At 37.4% G+C, this 18887-nt stretch carries 16 protein-coding genes and 1 pseudogene; 14 read left to right on the top strand and 3 right to left on the bottom strand.

What is annotated here, in order from left to right:
- Positions 1 to 314: 314 nt before the first annotated feature.
- Entirely contained in the window at positions 315 to 1547 is a 1233-nt protein-coding gene (locus tag MKZ18_RS11860) for an aminopeptidase (RefSeq protein WP_061786357.1), read from the top strand.
- 56 nt (positions 1548 to 1603) lie between these two features.
- Here MKZ18_RS11860 and MKZ18_RS11855 read toward each other — a convergent pair whose 3' ends face one another.
- From MKZ18_RS11855 to MKZ18_RS11845, 3 genes are all read right to left on the bottom strand, one after another.
- Positions 1604 to 1891 carry a hypothetical protein gene (locus MKZ18_RS11855; RefSeq protein ID WP_061786358.1) on the bottom strand — a complete coding sequence of 96 codons (288 nt, stop codon included), beginning with the start codon at positions 1889 to 1891 and terminating at the stop codon, positions 1604 to 1606.
- A gap of 1 nt (position 1892) precedes the next feature.
- Positions 1893 to 2447, bottom strand: coding sequence for a hypothetical protein (locus tag MKZ18_RS11850; protein ID WP_061786359.1), 555 nt, complete (start codon positions 2445 to 2447; stop codon positions 1893 to 1895).
- 427 nt (positions 2448 to 2874) lie between these two features.
- Positions 2875 to 3231, bottom strand: a complete 357-nt coding sequence (locus tag MKZ18_RS11845; protein WP_235859255.1) for a hypothetical protein — start codon at positions 3229 to 3231, stop codon at positions 2875 to 2877.
- A gap of 351 nt (positions 3232 to 3582) precedes the next feature.
- On the opposite strand from MKZ18_RS11845, the gene MKZ18_RS11840 reads away from it, so the two are divergent.
- The 13 genes and pseudogenes from MKZ18_RS11840 (at position 3583) to MKZ18_RS11780 (ending at position 18836) form a co-directional block, all read left to right on the top strand.
- Entirely contained in the window at positions 3583 to 3987 is a 405-nt protein-coding gene (locus MKZ18_RS11840; RefSeq protein ID WP_061786360.1) for a hypothetical protein, read from the top strand.
- 358 nt (positions 3988 to 4345) lie between these two features.
- Positions 4346 to 4684, top strand: a complete 339-nt coding sequence (locus tag MKZ18_RS11835; RefSeq protein ID WP_025907930.1) for a PadR family transcriptional regulator — start codon at positions 4346 to 4348, stop codon at positions 4682 to 4684.
- 1 nt (position 4685) lies between these two features.
- Complete coding sequence (locus MKZ18_RS11830) at positions 4686 to 5030, top strand: DUF1048 domain-containing protein (RefSeq protein ID WP_025907929.1); 345 nt, start codon at positions 4686 to 4688, stop codon at positions 5028 to 5030.
- Positions 5031 to 5185: 155 nt separating this feature from the next.
- A protein-coding gene (locus MKZ18_RS11825) for an IS3 family transposase (protein WP_144594449.1) occupies positions 5186 to 6336 on the top strand; the annotation gives its coding sequence in 2 pieces (ribosomal slippage) (positions 5186 to 5459 and positions 5459 to 6336; 1152 coding nt in all).
- 200 nt (positions 6337 to 6536) lie between these two features.
- The gene (locus MKZ18_RS11820) at positions 6537 to 7547 is read left to right on the top strand and encodes a hypothetical protein (RefSeq protein WP_061786361.1); all 1011 of its coding nucleotides are present in this window, start codon (positions 6537 to 6539) and stop codon (positions 7545 to 7547) included.
- Positions 7548 to 7699: 152 nt separating this feature from the next.
- Positions 7700 to 9004: a branched-chain amino acid transport system II carrier protein gene (gene brnQ / locus MKZ18_RS11815; RefSeq protein ID WP_061786362.1), complete on the top strand. Its 1305-nt coding sequence runs from the start codon at positions 7700 to 7702 to the stop codon at positions 9002 to 9004.
- A 276-nt stretch (positions 9005 to 9280) separates the two neighbouring features.
- Positions 9281 to 9859 (top strand): HAD-IA family hydrolase, encoded by a 579-nt coding sequence (locus tag MKZ18_RS11810; protein ID WP_025907926.1) that lies wholly within the window; start codon positions 9281 to 9283, stop codon positions 9857 to 9859.
- Positions 9860 to 9924: 65 nt separating this feature from the next.
- Positions 9925 to 10749: a thermonuclease family protein gene (locus tag MKZ18_RS11805; protein WP_061786363.1), complete on the top strand. Its 825-nt coding sequence runs from the start codon at positions 9925 to 9927 to the stop codon at positions 10747 to 10749.
- 816 nt (positions 10750 to 11565) lie between these two features.
- Positions 11566 to 14505 (top strand): substrate-binding domain-containing protein, encoded by a 2940-nt coding sequence (locus MKZ18_RS11800; protein WP_251385675.1) that lies wholly within the window; start codon positions 11566 to 11568, stop codon positions 14503 to 14505.
- Positions 14480 to 15190, top strand: a complete 711-nt coding sequence (locus tag MKZ18_RS11795) for a LytR/AlgR family response regulator transcription factor (protein WP_025907923.1) — start codon at positions 14480 to 14482, stop codon at positions 15188 to 15190. Before MKZ18_RS11800 ends, MKZ18_RS11795 begins: the two co-directional genes overlap by 26 nt.
- 193 nt (positions 15191 to 15383) lie before the next feature.
- Positions 15384 to 16384: pseudogene (locus tag MKZ18_RS11790) on the top strand (LacI family DNA-binding transcriptional regulator).
- 317 nt (positions 16385 to 16701) lie between these two features.
- Complete coding sequence (locus MKZ18_RS11785; RefSeq protein ID WP_025907921.1) at positions 16702 to 17523, top strand: sugar phosphate isomerase/epimerase family protein; 822 nt, start codon at positions 16702 to 16704, stop codon at positions 17521 to 17523.
- A gap of 131 nt (positions 17524 to 17654) precedes the next feature.
- Positions 17655 to 18836: a Gfo/Idh/MocA family protein gene (locus tag MKZ18_RS11780; RefSeq protein ID WP_025907920.1), complete on the top strand. Its 1182-nt coding sequence runs from the start codon at positions 17655 to 17657 to the stop codon at positions 18834 to 18836.
- Positions 18837 to 18887: the final 51 nt, after the last annotated feature.

The raw sequence follows: 18887 nt of genomic DNA, 5'->3' as shown, positions 1-18887 counted from the left end.
AATGGAGCGTAGGACACTCGACTCCTGCGGGAAAGAGAGGGAAAACGGAAATCCCGCAGCGCAGCGAGGAAGCTCAGGTTCCTCCCCGCGGAAAGCGAGTGACCGTAGCGCAATGGAACGAACGAGTTGAGACGAATCAAAGAGATGGGAACAGCGAGTGTTCGTCTTTTAGAAGCAATCATTTTGTTATGTCCCAAACTCTTTTTTATTTTCTGTAATTTTATTATGTAAACTAAAAACGCAAATATTATCATTGCGCTATTCGTTTATGCTAAAATAACAGTGGAAGAATTTTTTAGTAAAGGGGACAGATTATGTTAAATTTTGAACGCAATATTGAAAAGTACGCTGAGCTAGCGGTTAAGGTTGGCGTCAATATTCAACCAGGGCAAGTTTTACATATTTCTGCTGATGTTGCATCGGCATCATTCGTACGTGAAGTAGCTAAAAAAGCGTATGAAGCTGGTGCAAAGTCAGTTGACGTTGATTTTAAAGATGATTATCTTGTTCGCTTGAAGTATGAAAAAGCAGCGGATGAAGTATTTGAAGAATTCCCAGCTTGGCGAGTTCAAGAACGCGAAGCGCTTGTTGAAAATGGAGGAGCTGTTTTATCCGTTATCTCAAGCAGTCCGGATCTATTAAAAGGCGTAGACGGAAAGCGTATCGCAACGTTCCAACGTGTAAGCGGTCAAGCGATGAAAAAGTTTAGAGAAGCCATTCAATCTGATAAAATTAGCTGGTCAATCGTAGCCGTACCATCAAAAGAGTGGGCGGCAAAGGTATTCCCTGACGCACCGGAAGATAAGCAAGAAGAAAAGCTATGGGAAGCGATTTTCAAAGCGGTACGTGTGGACCAAGAAGATCCGGTAGCTGCTTGGACAAAACATAACGACAATCTACATGAAAAAGTGGATATCCTAAATGAAAAGCACTTTGCAAAACTACACTATAAAGCACCAGGTACAGACTTAACAATTGAACTACCTGAAAAGCATATTTGGGTAGGCGCTGGAAGCGTGAACGAAAAAGGGCATGACTTCATGGCGAACATGCCAACAGAAGAAGTGTTCACCGTTCCGAAAAAAGACGGTGTGAACGGCCAGGTGACAAGCACAAAGCCATTAAGCTATGCAGGTAACCTGATCGAAAACTTTACGCTTACGTTTGAAAACGGAAAAATTACAGGCGTTAAAGCAGAGCACGGAGAAGAAACGTTAAAGCAGCTAATTGATACAGATGAAGGAGCAAAATATTTAGGTGAAGTGGCGCTAGTACCGCATAACTCACCCATTTCCCAGTCTGATATCATTTTCTACAACACGCTGTTTGACGAAAACGCATCAAATCACTTAGCGATTGGCAGCGCGTATTCGTTCTGCTTAGAAGGCGGAAAAACAATGTCAAAAGGCGAGCTAGCTGAAAACGGAGCAAACGACAGCATCACCCACGTTGACTTCATGATTGGCTCAGCTGAAATGGACATCGACGGCATCAAAGCTGACGGTACAAGCGAGCCCGTGTTTAGAAAAGGGAACTGGGCGTTTTAATCAAAGCAAAACCACACCGGTTATAGGTGTGGTTTTGTTTTGGTAAACTAAATAGGTTAAAGCTTTTCTAGCCAATCCTTCAGCCATTGAACTGGTATTTTAATCAAGTCTAAGTTAAGAGTTTGTAACTCAGATAGCGTGAACGTATTTGAAAGAAACAACTCCCACTGAGCGTCTATATCTATTGCTTTATCATTCAACAAAAGGTTTTGATTATCACCTTCATCGGTTTCATGTATGTAGAGAGAGCACCAATCCACCAACGTTTTGTGAGAGAGTTCTTGATTTACAGCAAGCGTAATAAGAATATGTAAATTTTGAGATGAAAACTCATGACGATTCATATTATAAAACGCTCGCTGCCTCATTAATTCTCATTACGGGATCTTGATCATGAAATCCAATACAAACGTTCACTTTAGGAAAAGCATTCACCTCATTGTAAGCTCTCATGTATTCTAAAACTGTCCGTACAATGAGGTAAAGTGTTGAGCCTAGCGCTTCGTTTGTATCGTGGAAGCCATGAGATTCATATAAATTGCCAAACGTTGCTAGACTGGGTCCATTTATTTCATCAACCCATTCACATGCCCACTCATCATCGTCCTCTTCAAGTGGCTGATAATCTTCACAGATAAAAAGCGTACTATCCCAATCATTATCTAAGTCGTACTCAAAGTAAATGGCTTTGGCACCTTCAGAGTATGCAACTGTTAAACCTTGAGCCAAGAGATCTTGTAATGCCTCTTGGTAGTCTTTTAATGAAACGAGCTGAATAGCTTTTGCTATATCAGTTCCGCAAAGTTTTGTGCAAATATCAAAATAGCGCTGTTCAATTTCTTGTATAGGAGAAGTTTGTATATCTTTTTGTAGCAGGTCTAAATAATCATAAATATCCATTTGCACCGCTCCGTTCAGTGTAGGGTATACTTATTTTACCATACTTAAACAAATGAATAAGCACAAAAAAAGCAGTACTCAATCCGTACTGCTTTCTTTGTCTTCTTTTTTATTTCCTTTAAACATATGATAATACGTAAATGCTAAGCACCCTGCTCCGGCGAAGGAACAGAAGTACTTTAGGAATTGAATTGGATCGATGATGAAAACCTCCTTAGATTGGGTATGTATATGATATAGCTTGTGCAATAAAAGGAGGTTTATGATACCGATAAGAAAAAATTACCAGATTATAGTTCGTAAGGCTCGCGGAACGCAAGGTGGTTTTGTAAATCTTCAATACCTAACGCTTTGTTAAGCGTCTTTTTCATTACATCATATTGATAGATATGGTGAAACTGATTCTTTTTTGGCGTGCTGCAAACAATTAACGCTTCCGCTCCATTTTTATTTGTGAAATGGATGTCAGTTCTCCAAAATAACGCTGGACAGGTGCACCTTTAACGCCTTTTTCATTTTTGACGTGCTTGATAAATTCAGCACGCTGAATGCGGTGGAGAGGAATCATGGCTACTTGGTTAATTAATAAATGCTCTTCATACATTTCAATTTTTGAAATGGCAACCTGATCAATTCCTTCTGCTGATTTTACTTGCCCAGTAACTGAAACGATAGGCTTATGAACAGTTTGGTCATCCGAGCGTGGATTGGTTTTTAGAAACCAAAGTCTTGCCAGTAATGCAAGAACAGCTGCTGCTAAAAAGCTGATGATTAGTAAGTTCATTTCGTTCCCTCCCTTTTCACTTCAAAAGCATATTACGTGACGTCAAGTAACAATATGATTACAATTTATGTATAGGTTCGACAAGAAAACCAGACAATCCTTCTTTATCCAATAATTTTAGCCACATACGTTAAATAACTATAAAACCCTGCATTATCAACGATAAAATAAAGAAATGGTGCATTTTAAGCAAGAGTTTTATGGTAATGTATGGTTAAGTGTTTACATAGGTACTTTCTCATATTTTGATTATGTTACAAATTTTACACATATTTTTGAGTCGTTATCGTGTATAATCACTTTTGTGCAACATGATCACGATATACATAAAGGTGTAAGGAGGCACACATTTTGTCTTTAGGAGTAAAGAAAATTATATTACTTATTTTACTTGTGGTTTGTTTAGGCCTACTTGTCGTGCAGTTTATGAATCGAGGAACAACGCCAACTGCCAAGCAAGCTGAAGAAACGTTAGATAAATTACCAGCGCAAGAAACTGTTAACGAAAAGGTGAAAGGCGATAAAGAAGAGCGTAAATACCGAGTTTACTATATTACAATTGATAAAGTAGAAGATGGACGCTACTATGGAACGACAAAAGAAGGAACTGGTATTTCATTTTTGGAGGCAAAGGTAAACGAACCGCTGCCAAAAGGGCTTGAAAAAGGTGATATCGTCAAAGCGTATTTTGATCTGGAGTTCAGTACAAACGGTATTGTGAAAGTTGAAGAGGTTGATGAAATTCCAGAAGAATAGGGTTTAATAAAAATAAGCTGAATGGCAAACAAGTCGTTTCATTGAAGAGACATAGGGAATAGGTTATTAAGTAAAAGACCAAATCGCATAGATTTGGTCTTTTCTTTTATCTTATATAAAAACGATTAGTCATGATTAAAATGAAAAGATAGCTATTGATACTTAACCATTCTTGAATAGGAGGGTCAGTCTAAATAAGTTAGAAGGTCTTATATCTCATTAAACATTGCTTGTTTCTTGACTACTAATATGTGGTACTATATAGTGGTAGTTAGTATTACTTATTAGTGATTTATAAAACATCTTTTATGTAAGAGTTTAATCAAAATAATGTAAAGTACCAATGGAGGGTGAACATTTGGAAAATATTACAGAAATGCTAAAAGGGGTGCTTGAAGGCTGCGTCCTTGAAATTATCAGCCGAGGCGAAACGTACGGATATGAAATTACGCAGCAATTGCGTCAGCTTGGCTTCACTGATGTAGTTGAAGGAACAGTGTATACGATTACTATGAGGCTTGAGAAAAATAAGCTTGTAGACATCGAGAAAAAACCATCCACTATGGGACCACCTCGAAAGTTTTATACACTTAACGCAGCGGGACAAGAGCATCTTGAAGCATTTTGGACGAAATGGGATTTTGTATCAAGCAGAATAAATGAGTTAAAAGTGAAAAGTATAAAGGGAGGTAAATAACATGAATTTCTTTGAGAAAATCATTGGAAGTTTGGATGAAAAAAGAGAATGGCGAGCGATGGAATCTCGTGCAAAAGCACTTCCAACCGAGTATCGAAACGCTTATAAAGCCATTCAAAAATATATGTGGACAGCTGGTGGTGGTCCAACCGATTGGGAAGGAAACAAACGTATCTTTGGCGGAATTATCGACCTTTTTGAAGAAGGAGCAGCAGAAGGGAAAAAAGTGACGGATCTCACAGGCCAGGACGTAGCTGCTTTTTGCGATGACCTTGTGCAGGATGAGCAAACATGGAAGGATAAATACCGAAAAAGATTGAACGATACCATCGGTCGTGGTGAATAAATATCGTTAAAGTAAAGACGCTTTCGTAAAATAAAGGAATACAAAAACGCTAGGGAATCACGGGACTGACCCCATAAAGTGAGACAAATAAAAAACACCTTTAAGTTGAAAACTGGGTATGTAGTACCTAACAATCACTTGGAGGTGTTTTTTCTATGGGAACAAGAGTCAGTTATCCAGTCGAAATAAAGTTAAAAGCGATTGAAATGAGGTTAGCCGGTGTACCTGTAAAAGAAGTCTTATCACAACTAAACATTCGGAATCCTACCCAATTAAAAACATGGATGAAGTGGTATCAAAATGGGGATGTACACCGGTTGGAACAGCCAGTAGGCAAGCAATATGCCTATGGAAAAGGTCCTGATTTTGAAAACGAGACAGCTAAGTTAAAGACTGAGAACCGACAATTAAAGCAACAAATCGAGATTTTAAAAAAGTACAAGGAATTGGAAAGGAAGTGGTACCAGAAATCGCAGTGAACCTAGTGGAAGAGTTAAAAGAACAAATCCCTATTTATCAAATCTGTTTCCATCTTGGTATTCCTCGGTCCACTTACTACCGTTGGAAGCAGCATAGTCAACAGGATACACGAAAGAAATGGATGGAACAGCAAGTGGGTGAACAATGTCGTGCACACAAGTTTCGATATGGCTATCGGAAGATCACAGCTGTACTCAAGCGAACCATGAAGATTAACCACAAGTTTGTGCAGCGTACCATGCAGAAATACGGTTGGCAATGTCGCGTTAAACGGAAGAAACGGCAGCGAACAGGGCAACCTTATCAGGTTGCAGAGAATATATTAAATCGTGACTTTCGAGCTGAACGCCCTCTTCAAAAGCTTGTGACCGATATTACGTACTTGCCTTTTGGGCCGAAACCATTGTATCTTTCAAGTATTCAAGATTTATTTAACGGAGAAATTATTGCGTATTCCATTGGTGATTGTCAAAATGTCGCGTTTGTTTTAGACACGCTTAACCAACTCCCTTCTCTACCGGAAGGGTGCACGTTGCATAGTGATCAAGGCTCTGTGTACACATCGTATGCTTATCAACAAACAATTAAAGAGAAAGGCATTATCATGAGTATGTCCCGAAAAGGGACGCCTGCAGATAATGCCTCAATTGAATCGTTTCATTCCTCACTAAAGTCTGAAACGTTCTACCTTGACGAGTTGACATACACTACGACTACCATCATAGAGCAAACCGTCAAAAGCTATATTACGTATTATAACCATGCCCGTATTCAAACAAAATTAAACAACCAGTCTCCTGTACAATACAGAAAACGGGTTGTTTAAAAGGTGTTTTGATTCCTGTCTCAAAAACAGGGGTCAGTCCCAACTCCAACATTCGGGGTTCTTTTTTGAATGAAAATAAACATTATTCACCATATCTATTGTAGTAAAAAAGATAGTTACCTTGACATATTTGATATATGGTAAAATATACAATATAGGTAAGAGATAGAGATTGAAGAGTGAGGAGAGAGAAAATAAAAGTGGGAGTTCTAATTATTGTAGCAGCAGTTATTATTGCTGTAATTATTATTGTGAAATCAACAAGGAGCCAAAAACCAAAGCGATCATTTCTTTATGACCGAGAAGTGCCAAATCACCTCGGTATTCGATATGGGGAAAAAGGAGCTGCACTCGAAGAGAGTTTCGAAAGCTCTTTATCTACTTCATATATTGAACAGGTGAAGGAAAGAGTGGCGAAAGAGCACGAGATGAAGCCTCATGAAATGGAGTGGGCGACCTTTGAGCTTAAGCGCTACTTTGTAATGAACGCTATTATTAAGAATGTACCCATGTTTAGCTCCAAAGTAGATGATGTGTGGCATGAAATGATTATGTTTACGATGGACTATGAGCGATTTACAAAAGAATTTTATAGCCGGTTCTTACACCATCAGCCCAATACGAACAGTGAAGCAAGCTCTGAGCCAGGGAAGCGTGCGTTCTTTGACTGGTTGTACACGCATTTGTTTGATGTAAAAGATAATAGTCGCCTTTTATGGGGGAGGTTTTTCCAACATCCTATTCCGCGTTCTATACTGAAAGATTTTCATCAACTATCCGAAGAAAAGCTAATTGATAAATATTTTACGCCTTCCGACGAATGGGATGAACTTAAGACAGCGCTTATTCGTCAAATGAAAGGTGAAATTAAGCAAGCTGAACATCTAAAGCAAAATGCTAAAAAAGAGCCGTTCTCTAAAAAGTCAAAGAAAGTAACAGAAGCTACGCTATTTCAAGCCTTTATTTTTTATTCCTTATATGCAGCTGAAGACTTTGGCTATTATATGGATATGTTGATGAAGCGGCCGGAAGCATCAGATAGTGGAACATACTCCAGCGGCTATGCTTGTTCCACACCCATGGATGATTACGACCATAAGCACGGACACGGTGGTCATGACAACAATGATTCGTTTTTTGATGGTGGGGGAGATAGCGGAGGGTCAAGTTGTTCGAGTTCAAGCTGTGGCAGCGGATGCGGTAGTTCGTAACGAATTTTTTGAAAAATAACAATATACGTATTGACAGTTTGTTTGTTGTTCGTTAAAATTACATTTTGCGTATGAAATATCTACATTTTTCGACAATACACTCGTCTCATTCGAGAGGCGAGTTTTATTGTGTAAAAGGAGCATATAACGAAATGAAACAATTAACTGTTAAAGACAATATCGTAATTGGTTTCATGCTGTTTGCGCTGTTTTTTGGAGCTGGAAATCTGATTTTCCCTCCTTTTTTAGGGCAGGAAGCAGGAGAAGCATTTTGGCCAGCGATGATTGGCTTTGTTTTAACAGGAGTAGGACTTCCAATACTAGGTGTGATTGCAATTTCCACAGTGGATAATGGAGTTCAAGCACTAAGCGGTAGGGTACACCCGATATTTGGACTTATTTTTACAACCGTATTATATTTGATGATTGGACCGTTTATGGGAATTCCACGCGGTGCGAACGTAGCTTATGAGATGGGACTAGCACCATTTTTAGGAGAGAACGTAGGTGGTGTATCTCTAGCGCTTTTTTCAATTGCCTTTTTTGCACTTGTATACTGGCTTAGCTTAAACCCAGCGAAAATCGTAGATCGAATTGGCAGTTTGCTAACGCCATTTTTATTACTGACAATTGCTTTAATTGGTTTTACAGGATTATTCAATCTTGAACCGTCCTTCGGTAACGTAACGGAAAAGTATGAAAGTGCCCCATTTTTTACAGGCTTTATGGAAGGGTATTTAACGATGGATACCATTGCTTCATTAGCGTTTGGAATTGTGGTGATTTCGGCAATTAAAGCCAAAGGTATTACGGCGAGAAAAGCCATTATAAATACGACGATGAAAACAGGTATCATTGCAGGTATTGCCTTATGTAGCGTGTACATACTCATTGGTGTATTAGGAGCGAGAATGGGAAGTGTGTCCACGTTCCAAAACGGAGGCGAGCTTTTAACAGCAGCAGCAGAGCAATTTTACGGAGCTGCGGGTGTTATTTTATTAGGAGCTACTGTAGGGGTTGCTTGCTTTACAACGTGCGTTGGGCTAATTACAGCTTGCGCTCAGTATTTTACAAGTATTCTTCCAAATGTTTCTTATCAGAAAATTGTTACAGTACTAACGATTGGGAGTTTACTGCTAACAAATGTGGGACTTAACCAGATCATTTCTCTATCTGTTCCGATACTGACTATGATTTATCCGCTAACGATCATGCTTGTTGTGCTTTCGTTTTTTCACTCTTATTTTCAAGGGTCAAACGTTATCTATATTAGTACGCTTTTATTGACAGGAATCGTTAGCGTATACGACGGACTTGTACCAGTAGGATTGCCGTCCATATTTGCTTGGTTACCTTTATACACTCAAGGGTTAGGGTGGATTGTACCAGCAGTGATTGGCATTGTGATTGGTTTATTATTTATCCCAAAAACAAAAAATTCTTCTCGTTTAACTTAATTGTCAGAATATTTTGTTCAAATTAAGCTGAAGACATATAAAAAGAGCGAAGGAGAGTACTACCCCAACGCTCTTTTTATTATTTCAGCCATTCTTTATTTTCTCGTTTGAGTTTGATCGCTAACTCAGCAATAATATTTTCTAAAAGCGAATAACTAAAGTCGAAAAACGAAAATGACAAGAAAATGATAATTCAAAACGAATTCGAAATTCAAATGACATCGAGCCAAAAGTTTGGTATGATTAGAACGGTTTTGAAAAAGAGAGGTTGATAAGATGAACATTTTATGGGATTTTGATGGTACCATTTTCGATACATATCCAACAATAGTAAAAGCATTCAAAAAGCTTGTAAAAGACGATTCCGTTACGGAAGCTGAAATCTTGAAACAAATGAAGATTTCATCGGAAGTTGCGATTAAGCACTTTAATGTGGAAAAATCAGTGTTTGATGAAAATTTCCATGTGCTTGAGCATCAGCTAAGTCCTGAAGACAAGCCGGCATTTCCCCATGTAGAAGACGTACTAAAGTGGGCTGATAAAAACGTGATTGTAACGCATAAATCACGCGAGTCTACTCTTGCTATTTTAGCGTACTTTGGGATGGAGGACTATTTTACAGAAATCATTACAAAAGACGATGGATACAAGCGTAAGCCGGATACAGGAGCTTATGCGTATCTTCACGATAAATATCATCTTGATTTAGTTATTGGTGACCGTGAGTTAGATTTAAAGCCTGCGCGTGAGCTTGGTATTAAAACGTGTGCTTTTCAAAACGATGCGCTTGAAGCAGATTATCATTTAACGTCATACGATCAATTTTTTAACAAAGTTATAGACAAAAACTCGTGATAAGCGATTCGCGAGTTTTTTGTTTTTTATGCATAAATGGAAGCAAAAGTAAGAGGTGGAATGAATTGAATAGGTTACAAAAGACGCTTGGTTTTCTCCTGATTTTAATACTCGCAGTTCTAAGCGGGTGTGGAACAGAAACAAGTGAATCAAACGAAAAGAAAGCAACGCAGCCGACAGAAGAAGAAACAAATGTAAGTCAGTCCGGAGATGAAAACGAGGTGGAGTCTTCACTGAAGCGTGAAGACGTTATTGGAGTAGCAGCAAAGGTTACGAGAGTAGTGGATGGAGACACAGTCAAAGTAGAACTTTTAAATGGAAAGGAAGAAACGGTACGTCTTATTCTCGTAGACACCCCTGAAACAAAGCATCCGCAGCTAAAGGTTCAACCGTTTGGACCAGAAGCATCTGACTATACAACAGAGCACTTAACAAACCAAGAAGTCACGCTTGAGTTTGATGCAGAAGAGCGCGATCGCTATGGCCGTTTGCTTGCGTACATATGGGTAGACAGCAAGTTGTTTAATGAAGAGCTTGTGGCAAAAGGTCTGGCACGCGTAGCGGTCTTTCCTCCCAATACGAAATATGTGGACGAATTTCGTAAAACGCAGGACCAAGCTCGAAAAAACAAGCTAGGTATCTGGAGCATTGAAAACTATGTAGAAGAAAAAGGCTATAACTCTGAAGTAGCCAGAGGTATAAAAGAAAAAGAAGAAGACGAATCAGCGGAGCTAAACGAGCGCTGTGAAAATAAAATTAAAGGCAACAAAAACTCGAAAATTTATCACGTCCCAACCGGTGCGCATTACGACCAGAAGATGAACAACGTGCAGTGGTTTTGTACGGAAGAAGAAGCAGAGGAAGCTGGATATCGTCAGTCGAAGAATTGATGATTCTAACATTAGATTGTTTTTAGGCTGTTGAGATGAAATTGCTCAGCAGCCTATTTTATGCTCTTTGGAAAATACCAAGACAAAATCCTCCTTTCACCCTCATTTTTCATCGTTTCCGCTAAATAAACGTTGTATGTTATTTCAGCCCACATAGCAGTAGTTGCCCATAGAGTTTTAGTAATCAGGTTCTTCAATTCAACAGAAGGTCCGACGAAGTGGGCGGTTGAAGATGAAGGATTCGGTGGCGAACAAAGTATCTCATTAAAACGTACATCCACAGGACAAGCAGTGGTTAATATTCAACAAGATTAGTTGTGACACTATGCGGACACGCAGTAGAGTATTGATTTGTAACTTTTCTACATGTGAAACAAGTTCACTGGGGTTTGATGACTCGTCAAAAGCAGAAGGAACAGATGAAGAAAAATGTCATTCATAATTCTATGCTTTTATGTAACGCTCCATAGACGGATTAACGAAATAAATATCTTTCCTTTTAGTAATATCAAAAAGACGAGTCCCTGTTTTAATCCATTCCTTCTTTAATAAAGGCCTGGCAGCCTGATGGGTAAGTATTGTTAGACTAATCAATATAGTCAAGCTTATAATAAGAAAAGTATAATTTGTAAAGCGATTACAATAATCATTAGAAATAAATAATTGATTCCAAATTAATTTTCAAGTATTGTAAAAAAAACTTAAAGTAAGGGATTCATCATATAGAATCCATATTATATTTTTTTTAACTAACTAGGGGCGAAACAAATGAAGGATTCCAAATATATTTCACAACCAGGCTTTGCTGATACTGGGATGATTTTTAAGTTTGTACAAAAAAGCAACGAATTTATTCATACTTTTTTCGAGGGAGAATTACTGTATAGATTGGGAATTAATCGAGAGGATATGGTAGGAAAGACGCTTCATGATTTTTATTGGGATGATATTGAGACTGCCAATTTACTAGATGGTTATTACAAAAAAGCATGGGAAGGACATTACATTGAATATGAAGGTAAATTTAGAGGTATCTATTATGTAACTTATTTAAGACCTTTATTTCATAAGGATAAAGTAGCTGAAGTAGTCGGAACTTGCGTGGACATTACTAACAAAAAGATTATGGAAGAGGACATTCTTCAAAAAGAACAAGAACGAAAATTAATGAATTCCTATGCATTCCAGCGTAGTTTGATTGACCGGTTAGATAGTGGAATTGCACTAACAGATTGCAATAAAAAAATAAGGCTCTTAAATAGGAAATTTTACGAGCTTTTCCAGTTGAAGGGGGAAATTGATTGCTATATTGGGATGCATGCTTCGGATTTACATTACCTTTTTGATAAAGAAATCAAGAAAATTAAGCTCGAAAATACAGAAAAACGAACGAGAACTACGAAAGAAATTAAAATAGATACAGGTATGACACTACGCTACAATTGTTTTCCTTTAAATGAGGAAAATGATTTTGTAGGCTACTTGTGGGAGTTTGAGGATATCACAGAACAAAAAAAAATGGAAAGAGCCATTATTCACGCAAAAGAAGAAGCTGAAAAAGTGAATATGGCCAAATCAAGTTTTTTGTCTAAGATGAGTCATGAACTGCGTACGCCGCTGAATGGAATTCTAGGTTTTGCTCAGTTATTGGAGATGGATGAATCTTTAAATGAACAACAGCGTGATTTTGTACAAGAGATTTTAAATGGAGGAAGCCATTTATTAAGTTTAATTAATGATATTTTAGACGTGTCAAGAATAGAAACAGGAAATTTAAAAATTTCTGTAGAGGAAGTTCATCTTCTAACTGTCATCAAGGAATGTATCAATATTGTACAACCACTGGCTAAGAAGAAGAATATCAGTATTTATAGCCAATTGGATCAATGGGAAGATATGGTCGTTCTTGCTGATCCTATACGTCTTAAACAAATCTTGCTGAACCTACTTGATAATGCTATTAAATACAATCAAGAAAATGGAAAAGTCATCGTTTTCTGTCGTTTACAAGAGAATAAGCAGTACATTCATATCGTAGATACAGGTGTGGGTTTTTCTGTAGAGGAATATACTAAAGTGTTTGTTCCATTTTATCGAATTGAAAGTACAAAAGAAGAAGGTACAGGCATTGGGTTATCTTTAGTTAAACAGCTGGTGAATCTAATGGGAGGGGAGATTAATGTAACAAGCACTAAAGGAACAGGAAGTGAGTTTTGCTTTAGCCTTCCTCTTCCCAATGATTTAAAGACTGTCATACAATGGGGTGAACAAACTGAGTTTCCTCCCACAAATAATAGGAAGGAAGATAACTATCGTTTGCTATATATTGAAGATAACGAATCCAACTTGCACTTAGTAAGTAATATCATTAAATCGCAGCCTTCCTATACGCTCTTATCAGCTCGTACGGGAAAAGAAGGAATAGAAATTGTAGCAAACGAAAAAATAGATTTGGTTCTTCTAGATATTAACCTCCCAGATATTAACGGATATGAAGTATTTGAAATTTTAAAAGCAGGCAAAGAAACCAAAGATATTGCTGTCATCGCTGTAAGTGCAAATGCAATGCCAAAGGATATTCAATATACGTTGGATAAAGGATTTGATAACTATTTAACAAAGCCCATTCATGTACAAGAGTTTTTGACAATCCTAAGTGAAACGCTAAACAATACAATTAATCAAAATATTCCAGATCATAAGATTTTAAGTACAGGACCACATGGCGAGGAAGCTGTCTCAGCAAAAACACTTCGGTTATCTTTGGAAGAGATAAAAAAAATTAAGAAAAAGAAATATAAGGCTGCTATTGCTATGCATTATACTGGAAGTGATTGGTCAAGGTCTCAATTGGAAGGAATACAAACTACTTTTGAGAAAATGGGCATCGAGATAGTAGCTATGACAAATGCAGAATTTAAATGGAAAAAGCAAGTAGCTGACATTGAAAGCATTTTAGACAAAAAACCGGATATCCTGGTGAGCATTCCAGTTGATCCAGAATTGACTGCAAACGTATATCAAAAAGCGGCCCAAGCTGGTGTGAAGCTGGTGTTTATGGACAATATACCGAATGGTTTGCAGCATGGGAAAGATTATGTAAGTATTGTTTCTGCTGACAATTATGGAAATGGCATTGAATCGGCCAATATCATGGCTGAGAAGTTAGATAGAAAAGGTAAGGTCGGGATTATCTATCATGAGGCTGATTTTTTTGCAACCAAACAAAGAACGGAAGCATTTGAAAAAACTATAAAGGAAAAGTACCCTAACATTCAAATTGTCGATCGCAGGGGAATTACTGATTCGAATGATGGAGAAAAAGTGGCATCTGCTATGATTGCTGAACATCAGGATTTAAATGGTATTTTTATTGTATGGGATGTACCGGCTGAAGGAGCTTTGAGGGCAACTCGTACTGCAAAAAAAAGCAATTTAGTCATTACGACAATAGATTTGGGTATGAATGTCGCCTTGGAAATTGCACAGGATGGACCTATTAAAGGACTAGGTGCCCAGCTACCATACCAGCAAGGAGTCGCCGAAGCGATTCTAGCAGGGTATGCCCTGCTTGGAAAACAAGCGCCATCTTATGTAGCCGTTCCGTCTCTAAAAGTAATGAAAGAAAATGTAATTGATGCTTGGCAGCTCGTTTATCATGAAGATGCTCCAGATATTATTCAAAGTGTTGCGAAATCAAGAAACGCTAGGGAAAAGGGGGAACAACAAGATGAAAGTATTGATCGCAGACGATGATGTTACCTCAAGAAAATTGTTAAGGTACTTTATTGAGAGTTTATCCAAATATAAAATTGTCGGAGAGGCCGCCAACGGTGAAGAATTGATACACTATGTTACGAAAGAAAAACCGGATCTTGCTTTAGTAGATATCGGAATGCCCTTATTGAATGGGATGGAAGCGGTTAAAGCATGTAAAGAACTTCTCCCGGCTTTACAAGTTATTTTTATTACTGGCCATGATGATTATGCACTTGAGGCATTTAACGTAAAGGCAGTGGACTATATTTTAAAGCCAATTGATAGAAATCGTTTATATAGCGCTTTAGAGAGAGCCTCCCAAGCGTCTATTTCACTAGTTGATAAAGAACATTCATTTAAAAAGGATCTAATGATTAAACAGCAGAAAAATATAATTTTTATTCCATTAGAAGAAATTATCTTTATTGAAAGACTTGATCGGAAATCTGTCATTCATACTAAAAATGGTAAATTCGAGACAAATGAAGCTTTAACTAGCTTGGAAGGTGCCGTTGATTCTAGGTTTATGATATCTCATAGATCTTATATTATAAATGTGGAACTTTTAACAAGAATCGAAGCAACGGGTCAAATGTATAAAGCCTATTTTAAAGATTATAAGGAAACTGCAAGGATTTCCAAGCATAAAGTAGACAATCTGCAAAGGTACAAATTATTATAAAACATGGAGCTCAGCAATAAGTGCTGAGTTTTTTTAATTTGTTGTTTTTTTGTTTATATGGATAAAAACGACGCTTAAAAGGAAATTTAAAGAGTTTGAATCTCAGAAAATGTTGTCTGAATCCAATTAGACAATATTTTTGTATGCGATTACAATTCTGTTATAGAAAAGAACAAGAAAAGAGAGTCGTAAAATGGTGCGAATAATAGATGTAGCAAAAAAAGCAAATGTTTCAACTGCTACAGTGTCAAGAGTACTAAGTAAACCTAACACTGTAACGGAAGAAACGACTGAGAAAGTATTACAAGTAATTAAAGAATTAAACTATCAGCCAAATGCATTAGCTCGCCAGTTAAGAACATTAGAAACCAAAACCATTCTAGTCATTGTACCTGATATAACAAATCCTTTTTTTCTAAAGTATTAAGAGGAATTGAGTCTGTAGCCGTCATAAACGGATACCAAGTTCTGCTTGGGGATACGGGCAATGATTTGGAAAGAGAAAATGGGTATTTAAACATACTTCTTCAAAAAAAAGCTGATGGAATGGTTTTACTAACGGCGAGAATGAAATCGAAGAACATTGAGGAAATGGCTCTCAAATATCCTGTAGTTTTGGCATGTGAATATATAGAAGGTTCAGCCATCCCCACCGTTTCTATTAATAATATCAGTGGGGCTCAAAAAGCAACAGAATATTTGGTTAAGTTGGGACATAAAAGGATAGGATTTATATCAGGTCCTCTAGATGGAGTGATAGGACAGGATCGATTAAAAGGATTTTATCAGACAATGGCACGATACAACCTGACAGTTGAGTCCATTCTAGTGCAGGAGGGTAATTTTTCTTATGAAAGTGGTTTCAATATAATGAATCAATTTTTGGGTCTTAATCATCCTCCAACAGCCGTGTTTGCAGCAAATGATGAGATGGCATTTGGAGCTATAAATGCTATTTCTTCAAAAGGATTAAGTGTTCCACATGATATTTCCGTAGTAGGATTTGATGATATAAAATTTTCATCTATTTTCAAACCGGCTCTTACAACCATCTCACAGCCAGCTTTTGAGATGGGCACGATGGCAATGAAATTACTTATAAAGTTGATGAATAAGGAAGAAATTGAAAGACATCAATACCTAATGGAAAATCAGCTTATCATACGTGATTCATGCTCAACACATATTTCATAAGGGAATAATAGTTCTTTTGAAAATGTATCTGATGATTTAAATCTTCTTGTTTTTTAAAAAATTAAGATGTAATCGATTACAAATGGATTTTTAGTTTAGATTTCTGATAGGTATAATCGAGTACAAGTACAGATAGTAAAAACACCTTCTTCTTATAATAAATTAAAAAATACAATCTTTGTCTAGAATACTTTGTAATCGATTACATGTATTTTGGTCCAATTATTTCTTATCTAAATTAATTTAGGGAGGTGATGAAATTCCAGTATTAATACACCATATACGCATAAGGAATTTTTAAAGATAGGGGAGAAACCATGAAACTAGGATATCAGACAAATACGTGGGGTGGGGTAGTAGGGCACCCTGCCGGAGTCACTTCGATAAAAGACCTTTATTACCTTGCAAATGGATCAACAGAAGAAGCTTTAAAAGATATTGCAGAAGTTGGATATAAAGGATTTGAAATATTTGACGGAAATCTAATGGAATTTAAAGATAGAAAAGAAGAGTTTAGAGCATTGCTGAACCGTTACTCTTTAGACTTTATTGGAGTTTACACTGGAGGGAATTTTATTTTCCCGGATATTTTGGAAGAGGAATTATTAAAAATTGAAGAGGTTGCAGCTCTTGCTTCTGAACTAGGAGCGCAGCATCTAGTAATTGGCGGAGGAGCTATCCGTACGAATGGTATTTTAGAAAGCGATTACGCTGATTTAGGCAATGCTCTTAATCGAGTAGTAGTAATTGCAGAGAAATATAATCTTATTCCAAGCTATCACCCGCATTTAGGAACAAACGTAGAGGCCCCAGACCAGCTGGACAAGTTAATGGCACTAACAACGATTAATTTATGTCCGGATACAGCGCATATCGAAGCAGGTGGAGGGAATCCGGTAGAAGTAATTAAAAAATATGCAAATCGCATTAAATATATTCATTTCAAAGATTATTATAATGGAGAATTTCTTCCTTTAGGAGAAGGACATCAAAAGTTTGACCAGATGATCCAAGTGCTGAATGAGATTGGGTATGATGAATGGCTTACAGTAGAATTAGATAGCTATAATGATCCGAAAAAAGGAGCAGAAATCAGTTTTAATTTCTTATTAAGTTTTGAAACGGCAAATAAGTCTTAAGATCAAGAAGAAAGTAGCAGAGATAATATATTAGGAACTTGAAGCCTAATTTACCATAACGATATAGCAGATGTTATTTAAAAGATAGTAGATTCGAATAAATAGACTACTTTCATAGGAGGAGAATAAAAATGAAAAAGTTAAACGTAGGTATGATTGGCGGAGGATTTATGGGGAAGGCGCATGCACTTGCTTATGCAGGTATGCCAATGTTTTTTTGGCCAGCACCAGCAATTCCTCAACGACACACAGTCGTTGATGTGACCGAAGAGTTAGCAAAAGATGCAGCAGAACGTTTAGGATTTGAAAACTATTCATCTGATTGGAGAAAGGTAGTAGAAGACCCTGAAATTGATATTATTGATATTGTAACACCAAATGACTCTCATGCAGAGATTGCCATTGCAGCTGCCAAAGCAGGTAAACATATCATTTCAGAAAAACCGTTAGCACGAACTGCAGCAGAAGCAAAAACAATGCTTGACGCAGTAAAAGAAGCAGGTGTTAAACATATGGTCGCATTTAACTATCGCAGAACACCAGCCGTTGCTCTAGCAAAAAAATATATTGAGGAAGGAAGAATCGGAAAGATTTTAAACTTCCGAGGCACATACCTTCAAGACTGGTCTGCGGATCCTAACTCGCCTTTATCATGGCGCTTCCAAAAAGAACGAGCTGGTTCAGGTGCATTAGGTGATATCGGAACACATGTGATTGACTATGCAAGATATCTTGTGGGTGACATTTCAGAGGTAATGGCTATTGCAAAGACATGGATTGGTGAAAGACCGATTCAAAGTGGCGGTGTAGATAAACTTGGAACTGTAAAAGCAGAAGCTGATGTACCAAAAGGTAAAGTTGATGTAGACGATGAGTTTTCAACTTTAATTAAATTTGATAACGGCGCAGTTGGAAGTATTGAAGCGACTCGTAATGCCTGGGGTCGCAACAACTTCTTAACATTTGAAATTCACGGAGAGAAAGGTTCATTATACTTTAACTATGAACGCCGTGATGAGCTTCAAGTATGTTTCTCCGATGATCCAAGTGACAGCCGCGGATTCAGAACGGTTTATACAGGACCTGCACATCCATATGGAGAAGGTCTATGGCCAATCCCAGCATTAGGGATTGGCTACGGGGAAACAAAAATTATTGAAACATATGATTTCCTCAAATCAATCGTTGAAGATACAAGCGTATCACCAGATTTTGAAGACGGTTATCAAATCGCCGTTATTTCAGATGCTATCCTTGAATCAGCTGAAAAAGGTATATGGATTAATCTTACAGAAAATTTAGTGAAAGCTTAAATATTAGTTTAGTAGAGGCTAGTCCTAGTAGACTAGCCTTTATTAGAAATA

This window comes from Priestia sp. FSL W8-0001 (assembly GCF_038050335.1).
Classification (GTDB): domain Bacteria; phylum Bacillota; class Bacilli; order Bacillales; family Bacillaceae_H; genus Priestia; species Priestia flexa.
This window is presented reverse-complemented; position numbering and strand designations above follow the sequence as displayed.

Bases quoted from the DNA above. Each gene is read 5' to 3' on its own strand.
- brnQ (WP_061786362.1), top strand. From the start codon at position 7,700: ATGAAACAATTAACTGTTAAAGACAATATCGTAATTGGTTTCATGCTG.
- MKZ18_RS11845 (WP_235859255.1), bottom strand. From the start codon at position 3,231: ATGAACTTACTAATCATCAGCTTTTTAGCAGCAGCTGTTCTTGCATTA.
- MKZ18_RS11830 (WP_025907929.1), top strand. From the start codon at position 4,686: ATGAATTTCTTTGAGAAAATCATTGGAAGTTTGGATGAAAAAAGAGAA.
- MKZ18_RS11785 (WP_025907921.1), top strand. From the start codon at position 16,702: ATGAAACTAGGATATCAGACAAATACGTGGGGTGGGGTAGTAGGGCAC.
- MKZ18_RS11810 (WP_025907926.1), top strand. From the start codon at position 9,281: ATGAACATTTTATGGGATTTTGATGGTACCATTTTCGATACATATCCA.
- MKZ18_RS11795 (WP_025907923.1), top strand. From the start codon at position 14,480: ATGAAAGTATTGATCGCAGACGATGATGTTACCTCAAGAAAATTGTTA.
- MKZ18_RS11860 (WP_061786357.1), top strand. From the start codon at position 315: ATGTTAAATTTTGAACGCAATATTGAAAAGTACGCTGAGCTAGCGGTT.
- MKZ18_RS11800 (WP_251385675.1), top strand. From the start codon at position 11,566: ATGATTTTTAAGTTTGTACAAAAAAGCAACGAATTTATTCATACTTTT.
- MKZ18_RS11850 (WP_061786359.1), bottom strand. From the start codon at position 2,447: ATGGATATTTATGATTATTTAGACCTGCTACAAAAAGATATACAAACT.
- MKZ18_RS11780 (WP_025907920.1), top strand. From the start codon at position 17,655: ATGAAAAAGTTAAACGTAGGTATGATTGGCGGAGGATTTATGGGGAAG.
- MKZ18_RS11855 (WP_061786358.1), bottom strand. From the start codon at position 1,891: ATGAATCGTCATGAGTTTTCATCTCAAAATTTACATATTCTTATTACG.